This is a genomic window from Capnocytophaga sp. oral taxon 336 str. F0502 (assembly GCF_000411575.1).
In the GTDB taxonomy this organism is placed as follows: Bacteria; Bacteroidota; Bacteroidia; order Flavobacteriales; family Flavobacteriaceae; genus Capnocytophaga; species Capnocytophaga ochracea.
Map to the genome: position 1 here is coordinate 73,118 of NZ_KE150488.1, position 22,344 is coordinate 95,461.

21 protein-coding genes and 1 pseudogene are annotated in these 22,344 nt (G+C 31.5%); all 22 read right to left on the reverse strand.

The genetic code is table 11. The features are described from left to right. Position 1: 1 nt before the first annotated feature. The 22 genes and pseudogenes from HMPREF1528_RS00350 to HMPREF1528_RS00460 all read right to left on the reverse strand — a co-directional run bounded on the left by HMPREF1528_RS00350 (position 2) and on the right by HMPREF1528_RS00460 (position 22,340). Complete coding sequence (locus HMPREF1528_RS00350) at positions 2 to 613, reverse strand: hypothetical protein (protein ID WP_009750628.1); 612 nt, start codon at positions 611 to 613, stop codon at positions 2 to 4. Between the two features lie 187 nt (positions 614 to 800). Continuing rightward, entirely contained in the window at positions 801 to 1,874 is a 1,074-nt protein-coding gene (locus tag HMPREF1528_RS00355; protein WP_016478157.1) for a GDP-L-fucose synthase family protein, read from the reverse strand. A gap of 102 nt (positions 1,875 to 1,976) precedes the next feature. After that, positions 1,977 to 2,418: pseudogene (locus HMPREF1528_RS00360) on the reverse strand (GDP-mannose 4,6-dehydratase); the annotation flags it as partial. A gap of 795 nt (positions 2,419 to 3,213) precedes the next feature. Continuing rightward, on the reverse strand, positions 3,214 to 4,044 hold the full coding sequence (locus HMPREF1528_RS00370; RefSeq protein WP_016478160.1) for a glycosyltransferase family 2 protein: 831 nt from the start codon (positions 4,042 to 4,044) through the stop codon (positions 3,214 to 3,216). A 773-nt stretch (positions 4,045 to 4,817) separates the two neighbouring features. Further along, on the reverse strand, positions 4,818 to 5,441 hold the full coding sequence (locus HMPREF1528_RS00375; RefSeq protein ID WP_009750620.1) for a haloacid dehalogenase-like hydrolase: 624 nt from the start codon (positions 5,439 to 5,441) through the stop codon (positions 4,818 to 4,820). Between the two features lie 5 nt (positions 5,442 to 5,446). Further along, on the reverse strand, positions 5,447 to 6,307 hold the full coding sequence (locus HMPREF1528_RS00380; protein ID WP_051129437.1) for a glycosyltransferase family 2 protein: 861 nt from the start codon (positions 6,305 to 6,307) through the stop codon (positions 5,447 to 5,449). Further along, positions 6,240 to 7,445 (reverse strand): hypothetical protein, encoded by a 1,206-nt coding sequence (locus HMPREF1528_RS00385; protein WP_016478163.1) that lies wholly within the window; start codon positions 7,443 to 7,445, stop codon positions 6,240 to 6,242. Before HMPREF1528_RS00385 ends, HMPREF1528_RS00380 begins: the two co-directional genes overlap by 68 nt. Next, positions 7,432 to 8,403: a hypothetical protein gene (locus tag HMPREF1528_RS00390; protein ID WP_016478164.1), complete on the reverse strand. Its 972-nt coding sequence runs from the start codon at positions 8,401 to 8,403 to the stop codon at positions 7,432 to 7,434. The genes HMPREF1528_RS00385 and HMPREF1528_RS00390 overlap by 14 nt, the downstream gene beginning before the upstream one ends. After that, a complete protein-coding gene (locus tag HMPREF1528_RS00395; RefSeq protein WP_016478165.1) occupies positions 8,400 to 9,542 on the reverse strand; it encodes an NAD-dependent epimerase/dehydratase family protein in 1,143 nt (380 codons plus the stop codon). Before HMPREF1528_RS00395 ends, HMPREF1528_RS00390 begins: the two co-directional genes overlap by 4 nt. Then, a complete protein-coding gene (locus HMPREF1528_RS12695; protein ID WP_016478166.1) occupies positions 9,542 to 9,838 on the reverse strand; it encodes a hypothetical protein in 297 nt (98 codons plus the stop codon). Before HMPREF1528_RS12695 ends, HMPREF1528_RS00395 begins: the two co-directional genes overlap by 1 nt. A 278-nt stretch (positions 9,839 to 10,116) precedes the next feature. Beyond that, a complete protein-coding gene (locus HMPREF1528_RS00405) occupies positions 10,117 to 10,755 on the reverse strand; it encodes an acyltransferase (protein WP_016478167.1) in 639 nt (212 codons plus the stop codon). Continuing rightward, positions 10,755 to 12,173: a lipopolysaccharide biosynthesis protein gene (locus tag HMPREF1528_RS00410; protein WP_016478168.1), complete on the reverse strand. Its 1,419-nt coding sequence runs from the start codon at positions 12,171 to 12,173 to the stop codon at positions 10,755 to 10,757. Before HMPREF1528_RS00410 ends, HMPREF1528_RS00405 begins: the two co-directional genes overlap by 1 nt. After that, positions 12,170 to 13,486, reverse strand: coding sequence for a hypothetical protein (locus HMPREF1528_RS00415; protein ID WP_016478169.1), 1,317 nt, complete (start codon positions 13,484 to 13,486; stop codon positions 12,170 to 12,172). The genes HMPREF1528_RS00410 and HMPREF1528_RS00415 overlap by 4 nt, the downstream gene beginning before the upstream one ends. A gap of 21 nt (positions 13,487 to 13,507) precedes the next feature. Beyond that, positions 13,508 to 14,275 carry an oxidoreductase gene (locus HMPREF1528_RS00420; RefSeq protein WP_016478170.1) on the reverse strand — a complete coding sequence of 256 codons (768 nt, stop codon included), beginning with the start codon at positions 14,273 to 14,275 and terminating at the stop codon, positions 13,508 to 13,510. Continuing rightward, entirely contained in the window at positions 14,272 to 15,063 is a 792-nt protein-coding gene (locus HMPREF1528_RS00425) for a nitrilase-related carbon-nitrogen hydrolase (RefSeq protein ID WP_016478171.1), read from the reverse strand. The genes HMPREF1528_RS00420 and HMPREF1528_RS00425 overlap by 4 nt, the downstream gene beginning before the upstream one ends. Beyond that, positions 15,063 to 16,355, reverse strand: a complete 1,293-nt coding sequence (locus HMPREF1528_RS00430; protein ID WP_016478172.1) for a glutamate-1-semialdehyde 2,1-aminomutase — start codon at positions 16,353 to 16,355, stop codon at positions 15,063 to 15,065. The genes HMPREF1528_RS00425 and HMPREF1528_RS00430 overlap by 1 nt, the downstream gene beginning before the upstream one ends. After that, on the reverse strand, positions 16,352 to 17,071 hold the full coding sequence (locus HMPREF1528_RS00435) for a cytidylyltransferase domain-containing protein (RefSeq protein ID WP_016478173.1): 720 nt from the start codon (positions 17,069 to 17,071) through the stop codon (positions 16,352 to 16,354). Before HMPREF1528_RS00435 ends, HMPREF1528_RS00430 begins: the two co-directional genes overlap by 4 nt. Positions 17,072 to 17,074: 3 nt before the next feature. Next, on the reverse strand, positions 17,075 to 18,118 hold the full coding sequence (locus HMPREF1528_RS00440) for a nucleotidyltransferase family protein (RefSeq protein ID WP_016478174.1): 1,044 nt from the start codon (positions 18,116 to 18,118) through the stop codon (positions 17,075 to 17,077). Between the two features lie 7 nt (positions 18,119 to 18,125). Next, positions 18,126 to 19,283 (reverse strand): UDP-N-acetylglucosamine 2-epimerase, encoded by a 1,158-nt coding sequence (gene neuC, locus HMPREF1528_RS00445; protein ID WP_016478175.1) that lies wholly within the window; start codon positions 19,281 to 19,283, stop codon positions 18,126 to 18,128. Positions 19,284 to 19,287: 4 nt separating this feature from the next. Next, on the reverse strand, positions 19,288 to 20,274 hold the full coding sequence (locus HMPREF1528_RS00450) for a polysaccharide deacetylase family protein (RefSeq protein WP_016478176.1): 987 nt from the start codon (positions 20,272 to 20,274) through the stop codon (positions 19,288 to 19,290). Positions 20,275 to 20,277: 3 nt separating this feature from the next. Further along, complete coding sequence (locus tag HMPREF1528_RS00455) at positions 20,278 to 21,336, reverse strand: hypothetical protein (RefSeq protein ID WP_016478177.1); 1,059 nt, start codon at positions 21,334 to 21,336, stop codon at positions 20,278 to 20,280. 2 nt (positions 21,337 to 21,338) lie between these two features. Next, positions 21,339 to 22,340, reverse strand: coding sequence for a 3-oxoacyl-ACP synthase III family protein (locus HMPREF1528_RS00460; RefSeq protein WP_016478178.1), 1,002 nt, complete (start codon positions 22,338 to 22,340; stop codon positions 21,339 to 21,341). Positions 22,341 to 22,344: the final 4 nt, after the last annotated feature.

The following is a 22,344-nucleotide window of genomic DNA, read 5'->3' on the forward strand; positions in this document are numbered from 1 at the left end:
ACTATAAGAAGTTTTGATTTTGCAAAACATCTGTCTTTGTAAAGTGGTGCATATTCATTGGCAGATGTCTTCTTCTGTATTTATGAACATCTGCCAATTTGTGATGTGATTTCATTGTTACCAAAAGCATGCAAAATAAGATACTCGCGCTTATCAAAAATATCAACCAAAGATAGGCTAATCTTGAAGTTTTCTTGTTTTTATAAACATTTATAATTTGCTTGAGTTTTTCTTTTGTGATTTCTTTTTTATCAACAAGAATAAACAACTTTTCTTGCCAAGCCTGCTGTAGAGCTTTGTCATTCCAATTAACAAACCATAAATTTCCGCAAAACTGATAGTTGGGTATTGTTTGTTGTAAATGCTTTTGAAGACGATAATTAAAGATGAGCCTTGTGAGAATGTAATAGAAAATATCAAAGACAAGCGCCAAATAAACAAGAATACTTTTCTCAATATTGGTATGGGCTGCGTAGTAACAAAACGAAGCAACAACCATAATAGGCAAAAACAGCGCATTGTGAATACTGTTATGCTCTTTTTTCAGATAGTCATCTCCTTTGAGCATACGTTTAGGAGAAAAGTTTCTAATTTTTAAAGTAGATTCGGTCATAAGTAATAGTGTTTAATGCTAAAATTTAGTAAAAAGTCAATTGTTTTTTAGGGAAGGCGAAATTACAAAAAATATTTTAAATATTACAAACGTTTTACTAAAATTTTTCTTTGTTCTATATGCAATTCATTGTTTTAAAGAGATTTATCACTTTATTTTTAAGCTAAGCAAAAAGAGGAAAGAATCTCTATTCTGCTAAATAATGCTCATACATCAATTTAATTCCCTCTTGGAGTTCTATGGAATGTTTCCACCCAAGTTGGTGTAGCTTAGTAGGATCGGTGAGTTTGCGCATTGTGCCATCGGGTTTAGTGCTATCGAAGACTATTTTCCCTTGATAGCCAATGGTCTCTTTTATCATATAGGCGAGTTCTTTGATAGAAAGTTCCTTACCTGTACCAATATTGATGTGGGTGTTGCGGACTTCTTTGGCATTAGCGGGATATGTATCTTTAAAATTGATGCGTTCCATTAGAAACACACAAGCATCAGCCATATCTTCACTCCACAAGAACTCACGCAAAGGAGTGCCCGTACCCCATAGCGTAACTGTTTCGGCTGTAATACCATATTTTGATAAGATTGTTTTTATTTCTTCTTGGCTGTTTTTACCACTTATTCCTTTTACAGGACGCTTGTTGAGGTCTGTTTTTACTGCTTCCCAATCATTTTTAAGCAAGGCATTTGCTAAGTGTATTTTGTGTACCATCGCTGGCAATACGTGAGAATTTTCGAGGTGAAAATTATCGTTAGGCCCATAGAGATTGGTAGGCATTACAGCAATATAATTAGTGCCATATTGTAGGTTGTAACTCTCGCATAGCTTGATGCCCGCAATCTTAGCAATGGCATAGGGTTCATTGGTATATTCTAACGGAGAAGTGAGCAAACAGTCTTCTTTCATAGGCTGGGGTGCTTCCTTAGGGTAGATACAAGTACTCCCTAAGAACAGTAATTTTTTCACCTTATTTTCATAAGCCGAATGAATTACATTGTTTTGAATCATCAGGTTTTCGTAGATAAAATCGGCGCGATAGGTGTTGTTAGCCATAATGCCACCTACTTTGGCAGCAGCCAAGAAGACATAATCGGTTTTTTCATCTTTAAAGAATTGAGCGACGGCTTGTGCATCACGTAGGTCGAGTTCGGCACTTGTTCTGCCTATCAAATTGGTATATCCTTTTTGTGAAAGATTCTTCCAAATAGCAGAACCCACTAAACCTTTGTGTCCTGCAACATATATTTTAGCGTTTTTATTCATTGTTATTCAAAGTAATTCATTACAGTGAAGCCATCTTCTTTGAGGTAAGCATCGCGTTTGAAGAGTTTGATATCCGAGCGCATCATATCTTCAATCAGTCCTTTGAGGTACTTCTTGCACTAAACCGTAGAGTTCGGAGGTAGAAGCCTGATAGATACGCGTTTTTTCGGTAAGCCCCAAGAGGCGTACTGCTTCGAGGATGCGCAAGGTGCCCAGACCATCGGCGTTACCGACGTATTCGGGTGTTTGGAAACTCACGTGCACGTGACTCATCGCAGCGAGGTTGTAGATTTCATCGGATTGTACTTCTTGGACAAGGCGTGTGATATTCATACTATCGGTAAGGTCGCCGTAGTGTAGGATGAGTTTGCGGTGTTCTAAATGAGGGTCTTGGTAGAGGTGGTCGATACGGTCGGTATTGAAGAGAGAGGATAGAGGATCGGCGTTTCATACCGTGTACTTCATATCCTTTTTTGAGGAGGTATTCGGCGAGATAGGCGTCATCTTGCCTTGTGATACCTGTAATGAGTGCTTTTTTTGTCATTGGTGATTTGTTTTTGCGAAGGTATAAAAAATATTTCAAATATTACTGATTTATGAAAATATTTTTTAGATGGACACGAAAGTTTTATAGGTATATATTTGTAAATGATAAAGATATTTTTTAACAAATAATTTGAGTAGAGAAACTCTTTACTTCATCTTTTTAAGCAGATACTCACAGAGGTCTTCCATTTTTTTATATTTGTTATTATCCACTTTTTTCAAACTTAAAAGATATAGGTAGAAAACTTTAAACATAAAAAAAGTCAAACTAATCAATAGAATATATGTAGCCCAAGTTAAGAACTCTTTTTCATTAGTGTCTTTTTTAAAATTTAATATTGTTATTACAATGCTCGAACTAAGAAATGCTATTTCTTTAAAGAAGGAAGGGTTCTTTTTTTGCTTATTCCTATAGTAATACATTGATGACAATATATTGTCTCTTGAAATACTTTTTTGATTTACTTTTTCTTGCCATAGGAAAAACAACAACTCATTATCCCAATTGATATTCCAAAGCTCTATCCAAGAAAAAGAGTAATTTTTGACAGTCTTTTTTAAATGTTTTTGAGTTTTATAGTTTAGATAAATTTTTATAATAGAATAATAGAGTTGCACAGCTATTAATCCTCAAAAATAAACAATATAGTTATTTTGAACTAAAAAAATAATAAAGGAGAATAACTAATATGATTAAAATTGGTAAAAGTAGAAGATAATTTACAAAAAGTGTATTCTTTTTATAGAAATTCATCTTTTTCTAAAATCCTTTTCTGTCAAAATTCTCTAACACTCAAAAGGTTTGAGGAAGAGTTTTTGTATTTGTTCTTAAAAAAGTATAGATTTTTTTAAGTATTTTTGTAGGAAGCATTCTTGGGATTACTCGTAATAAAAAAGTAAAAAAGCCCAAAAAAGCATTTTGCAATTTTAGTTTTCTTTTCAGTTTATAGAGATCCCATTCTCCTTTAATGTACTGTTTCCCCCTGCGGCGTGCGACCATATTATTCCCAACACGAGCATAAACAAGAACTTCATCTATATTGCCTACTTCATAGCCTTTAGCAATGATACGCAACCATAGATTGTAGTCCTCTAACAAATAAGCTCTATACCCTCCTACTTCTATAGCAATATCTCTTTTATAGGCAACAGTCATATGGTTGAAAGGTGTTCTGAATAAAGAAAAATTCCTTATAGCTTTATTACTTATAGGTACATTTCTATAACTTACAACTTCATTAATATTGTTGTTAAACTCAGCGATGTGTGACCCAAATAGTATTACATTTGGATGCTCTTTGATGAAGCTTACCTGCTTTTCAAATCGCTCAGGTATGCAAATATCATCAGTATCCATACGGAATACCCATTCATAAGAACAATGTTTCAATCCTTCGTTAAAAGCATTACCCATACCTACATTTTTAGGTAATCGAATAATTTTAAGAGGTAGAACTGTTGTGTATTCTACTACTGTTGTTTCTAATTCAGGGGTAATAGCCCCATCAAAAACCAATACAATCTCAGTAGCTGGAAGCGTTTGATTTTTTAAACTCTCCAAGCATTCTCTTAGAAATTCTGGTTTTTCTTTATGGTATAATGATAGTAGGACTGAGAAATTCATAAAATTACGTATTTCTATATTTTTTAGCTATTAGAAAAAAAGACAACAAACGATAAAGAGCAAAATAAAAAGACAATATAAGAAATATTATAGTGTATTTATTAAAGATTATTATACATAAGGGAAAGCTTATAAAAACTAATAATATATAATAAAAAACTCTGAATCTGTCAAAGTTAGGAATTTTTATGTAATTACTTGTATAGAATCTACTTTTTGAGGAGAATTCAATAGTAACACATAAAGGATATATAATCCATAATAAGAAACAAAAGAAAACATCTTGCTCTATAAAAGAAAAAAAAGCAAAATATCTAAAAAAATTTAAAAGGGAATAGGACAAGATATTCCAATGATTTCGTATACTATTATGTATAATATAAAGAAATAAAATTCCTCCGAGAGTATAAAAAACCGGATTTATATAATAGGGATATGATAGATAAATAATACCTATAATGATACTTAAAAATAATATTCTAATACTATAAATAATTAATTTATATTTTTCATAGTATTGAATATCTTCTTTTTTTAATCGTAATGTTGGATTTATCTCCTTTTTAATCACCTCGCAATCATTATAGATATATCCTATCTCATAAGTAAAATAGATAGAAAATATAAGAAGAAATGTAAATATAAATTCTATATTTGATAAATAGGAAACAATAAATATAGGAATAATATAAGTAAAAATCCAAGCAATTCTAGAGATATTACTTTTTAGTCGTGAATAGAACAAATAATAAAAAGGTAAAAATATTCTCATTTTAGTATGTATAGGTAACTTTCATATTTTTTTTCTTCCAGTAAGCCATATTATTCTTGGTAGATAATATAATAGGTCTTTCTGCTTTCTTTAGTAAATTATAATCAGATTTGTTATCTGTAATTACATAATTAATTTCTTTATTTTCAAACAGAATATGTTTTTTGTACAAAATATCTTTGCTAAGTTTTCCTGTACAGATGTCATTCTTATCAAATTCTAAAATAGAAGAATCATATTGATTGATGCCTAATTGGACAGCAACTTCTTTTATGATAATATCTAAACTTGCTGAACATAATATTTTTTCTTCGTCTTTTGGTAATGTAGAGACTAAACTGAAAGAAAAATCAATTTTTATATTAGTTAAAACTTGATTGTAAAAATCATTAGCCAATTGTTCTAATTGAATTTTAGAAAATCCTTTTAATAGAGAGATATATAGATATCTATAAATATCATATTTCAACAACTTCCCTATTAGTACTAAAAGCGACTTTATAATATATATATTTAGTATTCTATAGTTTTTTCTTTGCTTTTTCTCCATCACAAAGGAGATAAAGTCAAAAGTAGTATTTGACTTATAAAGCGTCCAGCAAACATCAATTATATTAATTTTCATATTTCCTATTTAAGTAGTCCATCATAAATGCCTTTATTTATTTTATAAAAATATTCTTTTCTTGGAGAAATACACAAAGGTAAATAAAAATACTTAAAAGTATATTTGATAAGATTTGAGATTTTCCAATACAATGGTACATAATTCCTTATTAAGAGTTTGAAAAAATTTCTATATCTATAATATTGACGAAAAGGAGAATGTATAGCTATTTTTTTTACCCCAATAGAAAGATCTTTTTCCCCTAATTGATGACTTAAAAAAATATCTTCACAAATAAAAAAGCGAAAATTCGCTCTATGTGTAGCTCTCCAACACCATTCAAAATCAACAGCATCAATAAATAAATCTTCTTCCATATTTCCAACTATCTCAAAATTTTGTATAGGAATAAAAGAAGCAGAACTAATAATTTCTGTAACCTCAGTAATATTTGGAAATACTTCTTTACCTTTTTTGATAGTTCCTTTATATATTTTCTTTTCTCTCCTATTGTATGGACGAGGAGCAATTCCTCCTACTTTTATTCTTTTTTCATAGAGAAATTTATATTTTTTATAAAGATGCTCTACTAAATCTATAGGAGGAATGCTATCTTGATCAAAGAAAATAATAAAAGCATATTTATTTTGTTTAAAATAGTTTATACCAATATTCTGGGCTGCTGCGATTCCCTTATTTCCTCCTATGAAATGATATACAATATTTTTATACACAGAAAAATCTACCTCTTGCGCATTAGGAGAGTTATCAACTATAAAAACTGTATCTACTTGTTTATAAATACTTTCTAAAACTTTATGAGTTACTTCCCAATTGGGGTTGTATAGCACTATTATACAACCTATTTTTTTGTTTTCGTTCATTGCTAATACTGATTAATATTAAAATAACAACTATCTGAGTTGTGTCTAAAATATAAGGATTAGTTGTTGCGTATACAATATAGCACAAATACATAAAAAGTAAATCTTTATAAAAGATTTTTTTTATAGCAAGGAATAATAAAAAAGATATAAAAATAAGAGAGTTTATGAGCCCTAATTGATTAAAAAAATACATTGCTTGTATCTCAAAATACAAATTATCTGTATAATCACGAAAAGAAGTTTTTATCATTACATTATTACCTAATCCTTTTCCTAATAACAATGTAGAAACATCTTTTTGTACATCTCTAATAAGTACATCTACTTGATCATTTCTAGTTCCTAATGAATAATCACTTTTTCTATCTAAAATCTCTTGAGTGTATTCTATAACACTACCTATACTCAATGCAAATATAAAAGAAAATATGATAATTCTATTTATTAGTTTTCGTTTGCGTAAATTATTAAATAAGTACCAAAAAACGAAGAATACAAAAATTGCTATTAAATAAGCAAAATTACCTGCTATTATACTACTGATAAGAAGTATAATTTGCAATGTTCTCCTATGCTTAAATGTATAATCTTTTAAAAATGTGAGAAAAAAAGCAAAGGGTATTAAAGCATTTCCTTTTATCTGCACCCTATAAAAAAAACCATCATAAGTATAGACATCTCCCCATCCTTGGTCTTGAAAAAAGAATCTCAAAGGTAAATAGTTATTTATAGAAAAAAAGAAATTCATAATAGCTTCTATAGCTATTAAAACAAAGCATTGTAGCAAAATAAAGAAAAAAAAGATTCTTTTAGTAGTAACAAGGGGTAAATATACCCAATGAGATAGTAATAAGCACAATATAATAATATAAAACCTAAAAACTAAATTAATAGAATTCTCCCTTATCAAAACAGCATAAGCTAATAGGAATATTGACCATATAAATATCAGTTTTATTGTTTTTCTTGACGATATATCTAAAGTCTTATTCTTCCAAAAAAAAGAAACGAATAGCAACCCTATTAAAAACATATTACCCAAAGTAGAGTATGCATTTAGAGGGAACTGCCTTGTAAGAATAAGAACTACTCCAGCAAATAGAAAGTTAATTACTAAGGATTTACTTATCTTCATAAAAAAAATCTTTAACCCAATTTTCTATAAAAAAAGAGTCTATAAATTCCTTAGGATAAGGAATAAAATCTTTTTCAAAAAAAGATTTAGGTATTTCTAAGTTTTCTCTATTAATAATTAGAATATTATTCTCATTATAAAAACTATAATTAGCGATGTCCTTATTAGTAGTTATTAGTTTTCTATTTATTCCAAAAAGAACTTCTATAGTACGCATCGTTAATCCTGTTTGTAAAGGATGTGCTAAATCTAATACAGCCCTTGAGTGTGTACTATATTTAACAACTGCTTTTGGAGAAATTGGTTTCCGTATTGTCATACTGCGCACAGTTCTAATTGATTTAGAAATGTAATAACTCATTTTTCCTACAAATATAAAAAACTTTACCTTTAATTTTTGTTCCTCTAAAATTGAAGCTATTTTTTGTAACAAAGTAGCTCTATCGGAATGTGCCCATCCTATGAAAAATAAATCAAATAAAAAAGAGTGATTACTTCCATCTCTTTTATACTCTGAACGATAAAAAAGAGGTTTAAATTTTAGCTTGTTATCATTCAAAGCATCAACTCTATCAAAAGAATATATAGTGTCAAAATAAGATTCTATTTTCTTATAATTAGACATTCTTTTTATAGAATCCCAAAGATACAAAATAGTTTTGGCGGTCTTATTTTTTTGACGAATAATTTCTAAAGATTCAGGTGTGATAACGTCTCCTTTGATAACAAAAATAAAGTCATAATTTTCTTTACATTTTGTAGCAATAAGTATAGAGTGTTTACTTTTAATTCTATTAGATATACTTCTTATTTTTAAATGATTTGATATTGTATAAGTGATTGTTTTAGGTGTTTCACAAAAATAATCAACCTCAAATCCTAATTTTTCAATAGCTTGCTGAATAATTAGATCATAATCATAAAAGCCTATACCTATGAATAAAACTCTCTTTTTCATTTATACAATCCTTTGGCTTTCATTTCGTCTATAGACTGTTGGTACTTATCTTCTTCTACTTCTTGAGTGTTTACCCAGTCGGTGAATTGTTTTAGCCCTTCTTTAAAAGATATTTTAGGTTCAAAGCCTAACAATTGTCTTGCTTTAGTGATGTCGGCGTAATTATGGCGGATATCTCCTAAGCGATAATTGCCGGATATAGTAATGGGTACTTGTATACCATAGTTGTTTGAAAGTTCTGTCGCTACAGTGATCACATCAGTAGCTACTCCTGTTCCTACATTGAATACTTGGTTGTTAGCTGTTTCTTTTTCTATACCCAAAACGGTAGCATCTACTATATCGCTGATAAATACAAAATCGCGTGTTTCTTTTCCATCTTCAAAAATATTGATGCCATTGCCATTTTTTATTTGGGTAGAAAAAATGGAAAGGATGCCTGTATAAGGGTTTTTAAGTGATTGACCTGGTCCATATACATTTTGGTAACGGAAAGCCACCCCTGCAATACCTATAGTGGGACATACTGTCATTACCAATTGTTCTTGTACCTGTTTGGTGATGCCATATACTGAGGTAGGGTGAATGATCGAATCTTCGGTAGTAGCGACTAATTCAAGGACATCAGAATGATTTTGAGGGTCTTTTACTTCAAAATCTCCTTTTTGCATATCCTCATCGGTACGTTGTAGAGGATAAACAAAGGTGTTTTTAGTTTTATTGTAGTACTTGCCTTCTCCATAAATAGCACGAGAGGAAGCTACTACTACTTTTTTTACCGAATGTTTTTCATTGGTAAGAATATCCAATAACAAAGCTGTAGCTCCTATATTGACATCAGTATAATGCTGTATTTCATACATTGATTGCCCTGTACCAGTCTCCGCAGCTAAATGTACAATCACGGTATTATCGGCAATAGCTTCTCGCAAAGTTTCACGACAAGCCACTGTTCCTTTAATAAACTGTACTTTGTTTTTAATGCTTAGGTATAAAGGAGAAGTTTCTTCAGGGTTTTTGCCGTGAATTTGTTCTGATAGGTTATCAAGTACTGTTACCTGATGTCCTTTTTTGAGGAGAGCTAAAGCGAGATTAGAACCTATAAAGCCAGCGCCTCCTGTAATAAGTGTTTTTTCCATTAGTCTATAAAATTACCGTTGTTATTAGTTTTTCTCCATTTTTGTTGTTCAAAGCAGTAACGTTTTACTATTTTAGCAGGCGTCCCTACTATTACGCAATAATCGGGAAAAATACCTGACACAACACTATTGGCACCTACTGTAGTGTGTTTTCCCAATTTTGTGTTTGGTAGAATTACTGCATTATTGTATATTTTACTATCTTCTCCAATCATTACTTCACCCACTTCAATATCTTGTTGTTCAATAGGAATAGTAGTATCTTCATAAGAATGATGAATATCTGTAATAGTCACGGAAGCAGCTACAGCTGTATTTTTACCTATTTTTATTTGGTTAGCACAAGTTAGGTGTAGAAGCTGTTGAATTGTTACACCATCTTCAAATATAATCTTAGGGGTATATGTTTGTTTATTATATTGACTAACTCCTTCTATTCGACAAAACTTCCAAATATAGACTTTTTCTCCACACTCAATATACTTTTTTGTTATTTTTAGCGGAGAATCAATGAAAGTTCCTTCCCCTAAATATTTAAAAAAAGGTTTGTTTAGTAAGAACCATATTTTTCGTTTTATAAAATACCCCCCCCCTCTTTATTAAGGTTTCGTTGATTGTTTTTAACATTTTTTTCATTTTCCCAAATTTGTTTTTCTAGGTTATATCTTTTTATAATACGTGCAGGCAATCCTACAGCCACGCAATAATCAGGAACATCTTTAGTAATCACAGCATTAGCTCCTATAATAACATTTTTACCTATTTTAGCTCCTATGATACAAACACCTTCTCCTATCCAACATCCTTCTCCTATTTCAACTTCTCTTTTTTGTATAATAGGTTGTTTTATAATAGGAGTATTAATATCCTCATAACCATGCAAGTTGTCAGAAATATATACTTTATCTGCTATAAGTACATTTTTTTTGATATAGATCTTTTTAGTAGCATAAATATGAGCAAAATTCCCAATAGACACTCCATCTTCAATAACAAGTTCGCACTCTTTAAAAAAACCAGTATGAGGAAAGGCAGCTAACCAAGCTCCCCAACCGATATTAACATTAGAACCTATGGAAATTCGTTCTGTTCCTTGTAATTTAATGGGGTTTTGTATATAGGAATTCTTTCCTAACTTTTTAAAGATAGTACTATAATACAAGTTGAGAAAAATCCTATTTAATTTATTAAATATTCTGATGAAAAGTCTCATTATTTTCTTCTTATAATAGTTACTAAATCTCTTAAGTGTATATTAAACACTCTTAATAGTAAAATAAAGTATAAAGATAGTAATAATATTTTAAACAGTACATTCCACCAAGAGGAAATCATATCCAAACCATAAAATAACCCAAAAGTAATGGTTATAAATAACAATAAAGCAAATATAGGTGCTTTTAAATTCTTTTCCTTACAGTCCATCTTGCTATAAAGAATAAAATTCATTAGGGCAAAGGACACTGCTGAAGAGATAGCTGCTATATAAATACCTCCATATCTCATTAACGAAAGGTTGAAAGTTACACTTACTATAGCTCCTATAATAGTAGCACCTCCCAAAATCTTACTTTTCTTTTCTGCTATGATGATTCCTCCAAAAATTACATTTTGTCCCGTCATAATCACACCTATCATCAAAATAGGCACTAATAAGTATCCTTCATAAAATTCTTTAGAAGCCATTATTTTAAATACATCTTGGCTAAATAGGGTGATAAACATTGCTCCCATATACACTACTAAAAAGAAAGTATTTTGTGTTTTTTTTATAAAAGTATTAAAACTATCTTTTCCATAATGTTGAAAGATTTCTGGTTCTACAGCTTTATAAAAACCTTGTATTACAATATTGAGTGTAAGTGCTAAGGTATAAGCTAAACTGTAAATTCCTATTTGTGCCATAGAGACAAAACGTTCTAAGATAATTCTATCAGAAAGACTTAAAGCTAAATATGCTAAGGCCCCTGGTAGCAAGGGAGTTGAAAAAGCAAGTCCTTTTTTTAGTTCTGTAAAATTAAAATTAAGAGTTGCATTGCGCGCAATAATGACCCAATAGATAAAGAAAAAAGGAATTAGGCTGAACAATCTTCCGTAAAAGTGTCCTAATATTCCCCATTTAAAAACTACTATTAAAAGAAATATTAGCAACATCTGTAATAGGGTTCTGCTCAAGCTCAAAATAGTAAACCATTTAGCTTGTTGCTTTACACGGTACAACACCAAAGGAATCACAGAAAATACCTCTAAAAAATTTGCAATAACAGCTAATTTAAAATAAGGATTCCAAGGCACCTGTATATGGTATTTTTCAATAATAATAGGCAGTGAGAAATACGCTAAAAGAGATAATAAAATGTTGATCCCCGCAATGATGATATAGAAATTACCTAACAATCGTTTGCGATAAGTTTCATCTTCTTTTTCAAAATAGAATCGCAGCACATAAGAATTGAGCGATAGTACACAAAGGACAAAGAGGAACATCACAAAAGAGTTGGTATAACTGATAATCCCATAATCTGTTTTAGAGAGATAGTGGGTGTAGATAGGCAATAAAAAGAAACTTACCAGCTTAGGTACAATCTCCCCTATAGCATACAAGACCGATTGTTTCAGCAGTTTACTCATAATGCTTTAAAAAAGGCTTCTTTATCAAAAGGAGCAAAAAATGTCACATTTTTATCTGTTACTATTTCAGTATTAAGAGCTGAAATAAAATCTTCAACTGTATCTACCAAATGCAAATTTTTTCTATCAAAAATATGTTTATGATCTTCATAAGGGAATTCTTTTAAAAGGATTACTCTTCGTTCAGATTGTAATGCCTCATAGATAGTAGTAGATATGATTGTAAAAATAGTATCACATTTTCCTATCAGATCGCTTACAGAAAATTCATTGCTAATAACTTCTACATTCTCAAATTCTCTTATGCTTTCTATATAATACTCTTTTTCATCAAATTGATTAGGATGTAATTTGAAAAAAATAGGGATATTTTGAGTCTTTTTTTGAAAAGCATCATTTTTTATAAAATTTAAAAGTTTTTTTCCAAAAATATTGGCAGAAATTATTAATATAGCTTTTTTAGGTTTAGTTAAGCTATTAATTTTTATAGAATTATATAAAAAATCATTACCTATAGGCACAATATTAACATTAGGTAGAAAAACATCTTGAAACCAAAAAGGAGAAAAAGAAAAAATAGTATTAGGTAGATATACTTTTTCATTTAAACATTCTGTTGGATAATTATATGCCAAATGGTTTTTATATACCACACCGTGTTGAAATTCAAAGATTTTTATATTTAATTCTTTGGCTGCTTTTATAAGTCCTTTTTGTATTCCATTTTGAATCATAAATATTTTCTCTACTTTATGCCTTTTTAATATATTTTTAAAGAAAGACAAATCAGAATAATAATGGTTTAATACAGTATTAAGATATTCATTGCTAATTTTTGTTTCTCCAAAAGAATTATTTAAAAGATTCAAGACATTCGTAAAATCAAAATATTTCTTCCTAAATAATTTGTAATAAATGTTTTGAGGTAAAAAATAAGTACCTTTTAAGTTAGGGTTAAAAGACTCTATTAATAAAAGTTTTTTTTCTTTTAGTAGATCATAAGAAGCCTTCAAATTTCTGTCTATATTCTTTTTATGAGTATCGTTATCTCTAGAAGCCAGATAAAATAAATATTGTTTTTTTGAATAGGTGAAAAAAATAAGAAAAAAATCAAGGATTCTTTTTAAAATCAATAAATAGTTTTTCCTTTGTTTCTTTTTAATCAAGGGATCTTCCTGATATCTCAATTTGACACACACATAATATCTAATGATATCCCAATAATAGGTGCCTTTTGAATCTTGTAGATCAAAAAGATTATTTTTTTTTTCAAAAGCTAAAAATTGAGCTACAATATCTTCTTTGTTATTCATTTTTTCAATTTATATATTTTTCTACAATGTGAAACCATCGTCTACTACTACATTCTGTCCGTTTACGAACTCTGATAAATCAGAAAGTAAGTATAGTACAGTGCCTGCAATGTCTTTAGCATTGAGCATTCCTTTGTTTAAACAAAACTCTTTATACGCTTTTAGAAAAGATTCAGGTTGTTTGTCTTCTATGCCTCCTAAAGAAATAGTATTTACTCTAATATTTTTCCCTTTAAAGTACTTAGCCATATATTTTGTAAGGTGTATTAAACCTGACTTAATAGCTGCATACTCTACAGGCATCGTCATTGGGGTATTATCATAAATCTCAAAACGTGGTGCTATTACTCCATAAATAGAAGCTAAATTAATGATATTACCATAGCCTTGCTTCTCAAAATAGGTAGCAAACTGTTGTGAGGTAAGAAAATAACCTCCTAAGTTCATTCCTAGATTTTCACAAAAGTCATTGTAAGTTACCTCAAAGAAGTGTTTTCCGTAGTTTTTGTTGCGTGGGTAAGCACTATTTACTAAAGCATCTATTTTGCCATATTTTTTGGAAATAGTAGTGATAAGAGTTTCAACGGAAATCTTATTGGTAATATCAACTTCTGCAGGTACTATGCTGGCATTTTTTAATGAAGCACATAGTTTCTCAGCTATGGCAATATCATACTCTGCCACAACAGCAAGACCTCCATTGTCTGCTATAGCTTGACAAAAGGTTTTGCCCAATAAACCAGCACCGCCAGTAACTACTACTATTTTGTCTTTTACTAATTCGCTCATAATAAATTTTTGTACAGTGTTGTTTTTCTATCATTTTTCACAGGAAATTCAGTTCTATATTGAGTTACTTCCTCAAGATTGAGTTCATATAGAGTTACCTCTTCTGAGAGAGATGTCCCTCTCAGCACTTCGCCATAAGGTGACACAATGTGCGATGAGGTTACATATAACAATCCTTTGCCATCTTTCCCTATACGATTTACACCCACCATAAACACTTGGTTTTCTATAGCTCTTGCCTTGATAAGTGCCCACCAATGGGGTACTCTACGCTCAGGCCAATTGGCTATATTTAGTATCACCGAGCAATCTTTAGAGTATGCTTGGTAAAGTTCAGGGAAGCGCAAGTCGTAACAGATGGTTAGGCCTATAATAGCTCCTGCGATGGTTAGCTTTTTCAGTTCTTTGCCTGCTTGGTAAAAATCATTTTCATTAGCATACGAAAAAGGATGTATTTTAGCATAAGTAGTTAGCAAGACACCTTGATTGTTTACTACAGCCAAGTTGTTAGTAGCTTTATCTCCTTTTGTCAGAACAACTCCGAAAGTTATAGACACATTATGTTTTTTAGCTTGTTCTTGAAAGAAAGTAATCGTTTCTGACGAAAGTTCATCTTCCTTGACTTTTTGGCTTTCCATTGTAAAACCTGTGAGGGTCATTTCAGGATATACTACCAAATTGATATCAGAGCAATGTTCAGTAATAAGATTTAATGTTTTTTCTACCTTTTTCTTATTCTCGGCTTTATTTTCCCAACTTTGGTTGAGTGATACCAATGCCACTTTCATTAGTTATATTTTCTAAATACAGGTTTTATAGTAGCTCCTACTAAATATTTATCTACACCTTCATTAAGTGCTTTTGCATACACTTGTAATGATTTGTGTACCGCCTCAAGAGTTCTGTTTAATTCTTTGTCAGTATGAGCATACGAAATAGCAATCCAAGGTATTAAAACCCCATTTTTAATCATTTCTTGTGAAAAAAGTGTTCTAAAAGCCAATGATACTTCTTTATTAGTATCTTTTGTGATATAGTTAGGAGAACACTCTATTCCTGTAGCTGCAAAATAATCACTAATTTGTAATTCTTTTGCAATAGTATTCATTTCTGAAACTAGTTTCCTACCGTAGTTCCATAAATGGTCTACCACTTTATTGTCTTTATAGAATTTTATAGTCTCTACTAAAGCTCCTAAACCACACATTTCGGCCCCGTGAGTAGTTGATGTTAAAAATACACGTTCAGCTCCTAATTCTTTGATACCTCCTATTCTCATAAATTCTCGTTTGCCACAGAGGGCTGCTACCGAGAAACCATTAGCCATACCCTTACCAAAGGTACAAAGGTCAGGCTCTACATCATAGTAAGTCTGAGCTCCTTGCAAATGCCAACGAAAACCTGTTATCATTTCATCAAGGATAAATAAAGTTCCATTTTTATGGCATAGTTCTTTTACTTTTTGCAAGAAATTATCTTTAGGGTGCTCTCCAGTGGCAGGTTCTAAAATTACACCAGCTACCTGATTAGGGTGTTGAGCAAACAAGGTTTCTAATGACTCTATATCATTATATCTAAAGTGTACTGTGTGCTCATAGTTTTCTTTAGGAATACCACGAGTAAGCACTGTATCACCGATAAACCAATCGTCGTAGGAAAAGAAAGGGTGGTCTAAGCAACGAATGATATATTTTCTACCCGTATAGGCACGTGCCATTTTTACGGCGGCAGAAGTGACCGTTGAGCCATTTTTAGCGAATTTGACCATATCTACACTTGGTATAAGATCTACCATTGCTTCTGCAGCTTCTAATTCTATCACTGAAGCACGTGTAAGGTTATTGCCTTTCCAAATTTGCTCAATAGCAGCATTAGCAACTCTTTTTTCACCATAGCCTAAAGTGACAGCTCGCAAAGCCATACCATAGTCTAAGAATTCTTTCCCATCGGGGGTGTAAAGATAAGCACCTTCACCTCTTTCAAATATTTGAGGGGCATTTTCGGGGTATTGGTCGTCTCCTCTACTATAAGTGTGACAACCACCAGGGATTACATTATTGAGTCGTTGGCTATAATTCATTTTAATATGTTATTTAATTTCAGTTCTAATAATTTTTCAATGATATAGAAGTCTACAATATCATCTACTTCATACGATTTATACTTGGGTACTACATAAGGTAAAGTAAGATTGTGATAGAAAGATTCCGTTTTCATAAAGTAATCAATCTCTGATAAATATAAAGAGCCTTCAAAAAAATACAAATCATTTAGCTCTTGCCTTCTTAATACTTTCATTTCTTCTAAATAAGGTTTTAACAATCCTTCTTTAGATATGTTTACCAAAAAAGCAGGGTGAGTTGCTTCTACTTTTGAGACTCCTACTATACTTTTAGCTGTATTATGGTTTAATAATTGCTCTATAGCTATATTAATATCATCTACATCACGCAAAGGAGAAGTAGGCTCTAATAGTAGTATGTAGTCAAATTCTTGTCCTTTGTTACGATAATAATCAATTGTATGTAGTACAAATGCTGAGGAGGGAGAAGTATCTGTTGCTAATTCTGAAGGTCTTAAAAAAGGTACTTTTATACCAAAACTCTCAGCTACAGTTGCTATTTCACTACTATCAGTTGAAACAAATATTTCATCAATATACTCACTTGCTTGGGCTTGCTCTATACTCCACCCTATTAAAGGTTTACCACATAATGGTTTTATATTTTTACCAGGCAAACCTTTGCTACCTCCTCGTGCAGGGATAATAGCTAATATTTTTTTATTATTATACATTACTTAACGTTCTAAATGTTTGATAAACTCTTGTGCATGCTCGTAATCTACTGTTTTTCCAATATCTATCCAATAACCTATAATAGGATCGTAGACTAATTTACCTCCTTCAGCTACTAATCGCTCCATTACATCAGTAATATCGCAATATTTGCCTTTTTCTATTTTAGTAATCAGAGAGCGTTTTAGTATATAAATACCAGCGTTTGAGTGGTATATAAAACTAGGTTTTTCTTTAAAGTTTGTTACTTGTCCTTCTCTAGTTTCAAATACGGCATAAGGAATATCTACTTTATACTCAGTAGAGGCTACAGCCATATCCGCCGCTTCATCAATGAGTTTTAGGTAGAGCGACTCGAAATTTACATTGGTAAATAGGTCGCTATTCATCAGTAGGATATGTTCAGTACTTAGGTTGTTTATCAGTGCCAAAGCACCTGCTGTTCCCAAGGGTTCATCTTCCCATACATATTCTATGGCAATCCCCTTTTGGCTACCATCCCCCAAGTAGTCGACTATTTGCTGCCCCAAGTATTTGACTGAGATATAAATCTTTTTGATACCAAAACTAATGAGCCTATCTATGTTGTGTTCTATGATAGGTTTGTCGCCTAATCGCAACATTGGTTTGGGGACAGTATCCGTAAGCGGACTCAAGCGTTTGCCCCTTCCTCCAGCCATAATCACTGCTTCCAAAGGGAGTTGGGCTTTGGTGTATTCCAAATCTATCAAATCGACCATTTTACCTTCTTGGTTGAGGATAGGTAGAATTTTTATATCGCTTTTTCGATATTTCTCAAAGCTCTGATAGGTATCTTTTTGATATAGCCGTTTGAAATCTGGGTTTGCAATCTCTCCTAAGGTTTTCAGTAGATTTTGCTCAGCTATGATGGAGCGACGGATGTCACCATCTGTAACTGATCCTACAACCTTCTCATTATCCTCTACTACAAAAAGGATGAGCCTACTCATACCTTTCAGCTGGTTTAGTTGCTTGAGACCTTCTACTAAGTTTTTATCCTTATGTATTAAAATATCTTTTCTCATAAAAAAATTAGAAATCAATATTGTAAAATGATTTTTTTATGGAAATATGATTATGTTCTTTGATAATTTGTAAAATCTTTTCAGCAGCAGTGCCATCACCATATAGTAATTTTTGTAACTGAATCTTTTTTCTAAAAAATTCATCAAGGGCAAAAGTAATACTTTTTTTGATATCCTCCAAAGTATGTGTGCTATTTATAATGCTCTCACAATTGATACGTCCCTTCTGTCTATCGCCTATATTGATAGTGGGGATACAAAAAGCAGGCACTTCTGTCATTCCAGAAGAAGAGTTTCCTATGACAAAATCTACAAATTGTAAGGATGATAAGTAACGCAACTGCCCCAACGACTTAAAAGCAACTGCTTTATCTTTATGAGTTTCTACATATTCAGTAATCATCTTATTAATAATACGTCCATTTTTGTCCGAATTAGCGTGTGTAAAGATAAGTCCTGTTTCTGGCAACTCATCTAAGGCTTGCAGGATGTTTTCAAAAGTTTGTATAGGAGCTTCTTTTTCTAGCGTTACGGGATGATAAGTAATGAGTACATTTCTTTTTTTAAGGTTAAAATCAATAGATTTTTCAAAAGTCTCCCTGTCTAATAACTCTAATTTTTTAATACTATCTAAGCCTATCGCTCCTACATTAAATACTGTATCAGGTTGCTCTCCCAACTGTATTACTCTTTTTCGATAGACTTCTGTAGAGGTGAAGTGCAAATGACTAAACTTAGTAATGCTATGCCTAATAGCTTCATCATAAGCTCCTTCAGTAGTTTCACCTCCGTGTAAGTGAGCTATTGGAATGTTAGCCATTCCAGCTGCTATCACCGCTCCTAATATTTCTGTCCTATCACCTAAAACTACTACCAAATTGGGTTGTAGATCCTCAAAGGCATCAGCAAAGCCTGAAATAGCTAAGGCAATGGTTTTTGAAACACCTACAGAAGTGTCTGACGAGAGCAAGCACTCTACTTTTTTATTGACTACAAAACCTGCTGCGGTTATCTCATCAAGAGTATAACCAAACTCAGGAGAGAGATGCATCCCAGTAGCGATGAGTTGCAATTGTAGCTTTTCATCTTTTGAAATAAGTTCAATCAGAGATCTCAATAAGCCGAACTCGGCTCTTGTACCTGTTATGACACAAATTTTTCTCATAAAATTACTTATACCAATTGTTAGGTAATGCTTTTGCATCTTTAGGCAAATCATTAGTATCCAAACGGGGAATTTTAAATACATTATCTCCCATTTGGTTATTTATATCTGCTAACTTTACTTCTGTTGTAAAACCTAAAGCACAATGATTTTCCTTCAAAAGAGTTATAGTATCATCATTATAATTTCCATAAGGATAACAAATAGTCCAGTGTTTTATGTCTCCACCTATATTTTCTATAAATTTTAAAGATTCTTTAATTTCTACTTCTTGTTTTTCCTTTGGCAAAGAGCCCAACCAATAATGGTCGTAACCGTGGCTTCCTATATGCATACCAGCGCTAACCATATACTTCATTTGGTCTTCCGACATATATAGCTCTCTACTAAAAGTACCTTCCTCAACTCCTACTATTTTCTTAAAAAGTTCTGTTGTGATAATATTTCTCAGCTTTTCAACTAATTCAACTTGTAATAGTCGCTTAACAAAAATAACCTCTTTAGTATCGAATCTATCTAATTGAGCTAACTTTTTGTAATAAAACTCAAAGCTTTCCAGATGATACACTTCTCTATATTTATCTAATAACAAAGCTATTTCTTTTAATAGAGACGACATTTTCTCTTCTGGAGTTGAAGCTAAAATGAAATGTATTTTATTTACGTCCAATACTTTGTGCTGAGTAATAGCTTTTACAGGTGCATAAAAAGCCCCTTGTACCCCTTCGTTTTTTAAAATAGGAAATACGTAAGTAAAATGGTCGATATAAGCATCGTCAAAAGTAAGAAGAACAGGGTGAGATGGTAGTTTATGAATACCTTGTGTAGCTGCTATAACTTCTTCAACGGTTACAAAAGAGTAGTGTTTCTTCAAAAAAGCTACTTGCTCTTTAAAAAGAGCTACATCAAGCCCTTTAATAGAAGGGTATATTGAGTGTTTTAAGTCTCTCACGTAGTGGTACATCACTACTGTTAGATTTTGATTTTCCATTTTCTATTGAATTATATTGGGTCTGTCTTGATCGGCATCACCTTTGAATATTACGTATCGATCATTTTTATCTTTTAACTTATAGGTAAAATATAAAGATATATTTTGTTGTTCAAAGGGTTCAAAGTAATCAGGAATAATTACCTCATTTGTTGAGGAGTCTAATTTTGAAAATCCCATCGTTTCAAATACTTCTTCAGCGAAACCATAGTTTAAACAATCTATATATTCAGCCTCGTATTTTGATAATAATTTTTGTATTTGGTTATATAAACACGGAAGTGCTTCTGCCCCAGTACCGTACATATCTACTATTCTCAGTGCTTTGGCTGTTTCTACTTTCACTATCCGAATAACCCAAATAGCTTTCAGTTTATCTTCTACAAAAACACCCCAAAAATTATATCTGTAGAATGGGTGATATAAATATCTGTTTTTTAGATATTCTATAGATTTCTTAGGTCTATACTCCCCTGCTTGTATGCTTTCTTCGGTAAGAGGCTCAATATCAAAATTATCCTTTATAGTTAATTTTTCTATAGAAGCATTATCCTTTTTGTTTAGCTTTTCGTTATGACTAGCTTTAGCAATTTTAAAATTTTCAACAGAATTATTGAGAATGTAATATTGTTTCACTATATCTACTAAATTTTTAGTAGCCTTATGTACTTTTATAGCATCATTACTTAGTCCTATACTTGCAAAAGACCTACTATTAGGCAAATTAAAGTACATTTCCCACAAGTAAACAGCTAAATTATTTATCTCATCATTCCTTATATCTTTTCTCACTTTCCAGATAGCAGCCCAAGTATCATTTTCTTGTTGATACAACTTTTTATCATATTGATAAATAGGAATAAATCCTTTAAGGGCATCAATCTTTCCCGTCTGCTTATTTTGGGCAATAATAAAATTATAACCTCCTGTAATAGGATTTAAATGTTGAAAATCCATTAGTTTTTTTGAGACCACTAAACTGTGATTTTTTTTCCAATGGGTGTCTAAAAATTCTATAATAAGAGGTAAATCCTCTTTTTTTGCATAGCGAATATCGTACATTTTTAATTAAATTTCAATATACATCCTCCCCACGAATAGCCTACGCCAAAACCTGCAAGGAGGAGACTTCCTTTTAGTTTATTCTCTTTTAGTTTTTCACAGAGTACTATAGGGATAGTAGCTGAAACGGTATTCCCTACTTCACTCATATAGTAATGAAATTGTTCTTCTTCAATTTTTAGTTTTTTACGCAAAAAATTCAGCATAAAAGCATTTGCTTGATGAAATACAAAACCATCAATATTCTCTTTGGAGAGTTGATTCTTGTTTAATGTATCGCTTACCAAAGAGGGTACAACATCAATAGTAAAGTTAAAAATTTCCGAACCATTCATAAATAAATAATCAGAAGCAATAGGATTTGCTTTTTCATCAAATTTTAAGTCGTTTAAAGAACTTTTATGACGAAAAGCTCCTGTTTTTACGATTAGATTTTCAGCTCCTTTGCCATCTGTTCCCAAACTAAAATTACCTATTTCAGCAAATCCTTCGGTAGATATAAGTGTAGCGGAACCTGCATCTCCAAAAATAGTGCGATTTCCTTTGTCTTTGGGGTGCAAATGTTTAGTATAGGTCTCTCCTGTAAGGAAAAGTACATTCTTGGCAATTCCTCCCATAATGAGCCCTTTGGCTAAAGAAAGTCCATATATATATCCTGAACACCCTAAATTAAAATCTAAAGCACCACAAGTAGTGGGCAAACCTAATCTATCTTGTATTAAACAAGCAGAAGTAGGCAGAAAATAATCAGGACTTTGGGTGCAGAAAAGAACAAAATCTATCTCTTTTTTATTGATATTAGTTTCTGTAGCAAAAAGTTTCTCAGCTGCTCTCACTGCTAAGTCTGCTGCAGTTTCATTCTCATCTGCTATATGGCGGGTGTGTATACCCACTTTATTGGCGATTTTATCGACACTCCATTCTAGAAATTCTTCTACTAACTGTTCATTAGTAAGCGCTTTTTTAGGGAGAGCGTATGTCAGTGCTTTAATATATGCTTTCATAATT

What these genes read in the sequence shown, in the direction of transcription:
- HMPREF1528_RS00425 (WP_016478171.1), bottom strand. Translation starts at nt 15,063, where the DNA reads ATGAAAGTGGCATTGGTATCACTCAACCAAAGTTGGGAAAATAAAGCC.
- HMPREF1528_RS00430 (WP_016478172.1), bottom strand. Translation starts at nt 16,355, where the DNA reads ATGAATTATAGCCAACGACTCAATAATGTAATCCCTGGTGGTTGTCAC.
- HMPREF1528_RS00395 (WP_016478165.1), bottom strand. Translation starts at nt 9,542, where the DNA reads ATGGAAAAAACACTTATTACAGGAGGCGCTGGCTTTATAGGTTCTAAT.
- HMPREF1528_RS00460 (WP_016478178.1), bottom strand. Translation starts at nt 22,340, where the DNA reads ATGAAAGCATATATTAAAGCACTGACATACGCTCTCCCTAAAAAAGCG.
- HMPREF1528_RS00455 (WP_016478177.1), bottom strand. Translation starts at nt 21,336, where the DNA reads ATGTACGATATTCGCTATGCAAAAAAAGAGGATTTACCTCTTATTATA.
- HMPREF1528_RS00410 (WP_016478168.1), bottom strand. Translation starts at nt 12,173, where the DNA reads ATGAGTAAACTGCTGAAACAATCGGTCTTGTATGCTATAGGGGAGATT.
- HMPREF1528_RS00440 (WP_016478174.1), bottom strand. Translation starts at nt 18,118, where the DNA reads ATGAGAAAAGATATTTTAATACATAAGGATAAAAACTTAGTAGAAGGT.
- HMPREF1528_RS00370 (WP_016478160.1), bottom strand. Translation starts at nt 4,044, where the DNA reads ATGAATTTCTCAGTCCTACTATCATTATACCATAAAGAAAAACCAGAA.
- HMPREF1528_RS00435 (WP_016478173.1), bottom strand. Translation starts at nt 17,071, where the DNA reads ATGTATAATAATAAAAAAATATTAGCTATTATCCCTGCACGAGGAGGT.
- HMPREF1528_RS00350 (WP_009750628.1), bottom strand. Translation starts at nt 613, where the DNA reads ATGACCGAATCTACTTTAAAAATTAGAAACTTTTCTCCTAAACGTATG.
- HMPREF1528_RS00385 (WP_016478163.1), bottom strand. Translation starts at nt 7,445, where the DNA reads ATGAAGATAAGTAAATCCTTAGTAATTAACTTTCTATTTGCTGGAGTA.
- HMPREF1528_RS00450 (WP_016478176.1), bottom strand. Translation starts at nt 20,274, where the DNA reads ATGGAAAATCAAAATCTAACAGTAGTGATGTACCACTACGTGAGAGAC.
- HMPREF1528_RS00420 (WP_016478170.1), bottom strand. Translation starts at nt 14,275, where the DNA reads ATGAGCGAATTAGTAAAAGACAAAATAGTAGTAGTTACTGGCGGTGCT.
- neuC (WP_016478175.1), bottom strand. Translation starts at nt 19,283, where the DNA reads ATGAGAAAAATTTGTGTCATAACAGGTACAAGAGCCGAGTTCGGCTTA.
- HMPREF1528_RS00405 (WP_016478167.1), bottom strand. Translation starts at nt 10,755, where the DNA reads ATGAGACTTTTCATCAGAATATTTAATAAATTAAATAGGATTTTTCTC.
- HMPREF1528_RS00355 (WP_016478157.1), bottom strand. Translation starts at nt 1,874, where the DNA reads ATGAATAAAAACGCTAAAATATATGTTGCAGGACACAAAGGTTTAGTG.
- HMPREF1528_RS00375 (WP_009750620.1), bottom strand. Translation starts at nt 5,441, where the DNA reads ATGAAAATTAATATAATTGATGTTTGCTGGACGCTTTATAAGTCAAAT.
- HMPREF1528_RS00415 (WP_016478169.1), bottom strand. Translation starts at nt 13,486, where the DNA reads ATGAATAACAAAGAAGATATTGTAGCTCAATTTTTAGCTTTTGAAAAA.
- HMPREF1528_RS00380 (WP_051129437.1), bottom strand. Translation starts at nt 6,307, where the DNA reads ATGAACGAAAACAAAAAAATAGGTTGTATAATAGTGCTATACAACCCC.
- HMPREF1528_RS00390 (WP_016478164.1), bottom strand. Translation starts at nt 8,403, where the DNA reads ATGAAAAAGAGAGTTTTATTCATAGGTATAGGCTTTTATGATTATGAT.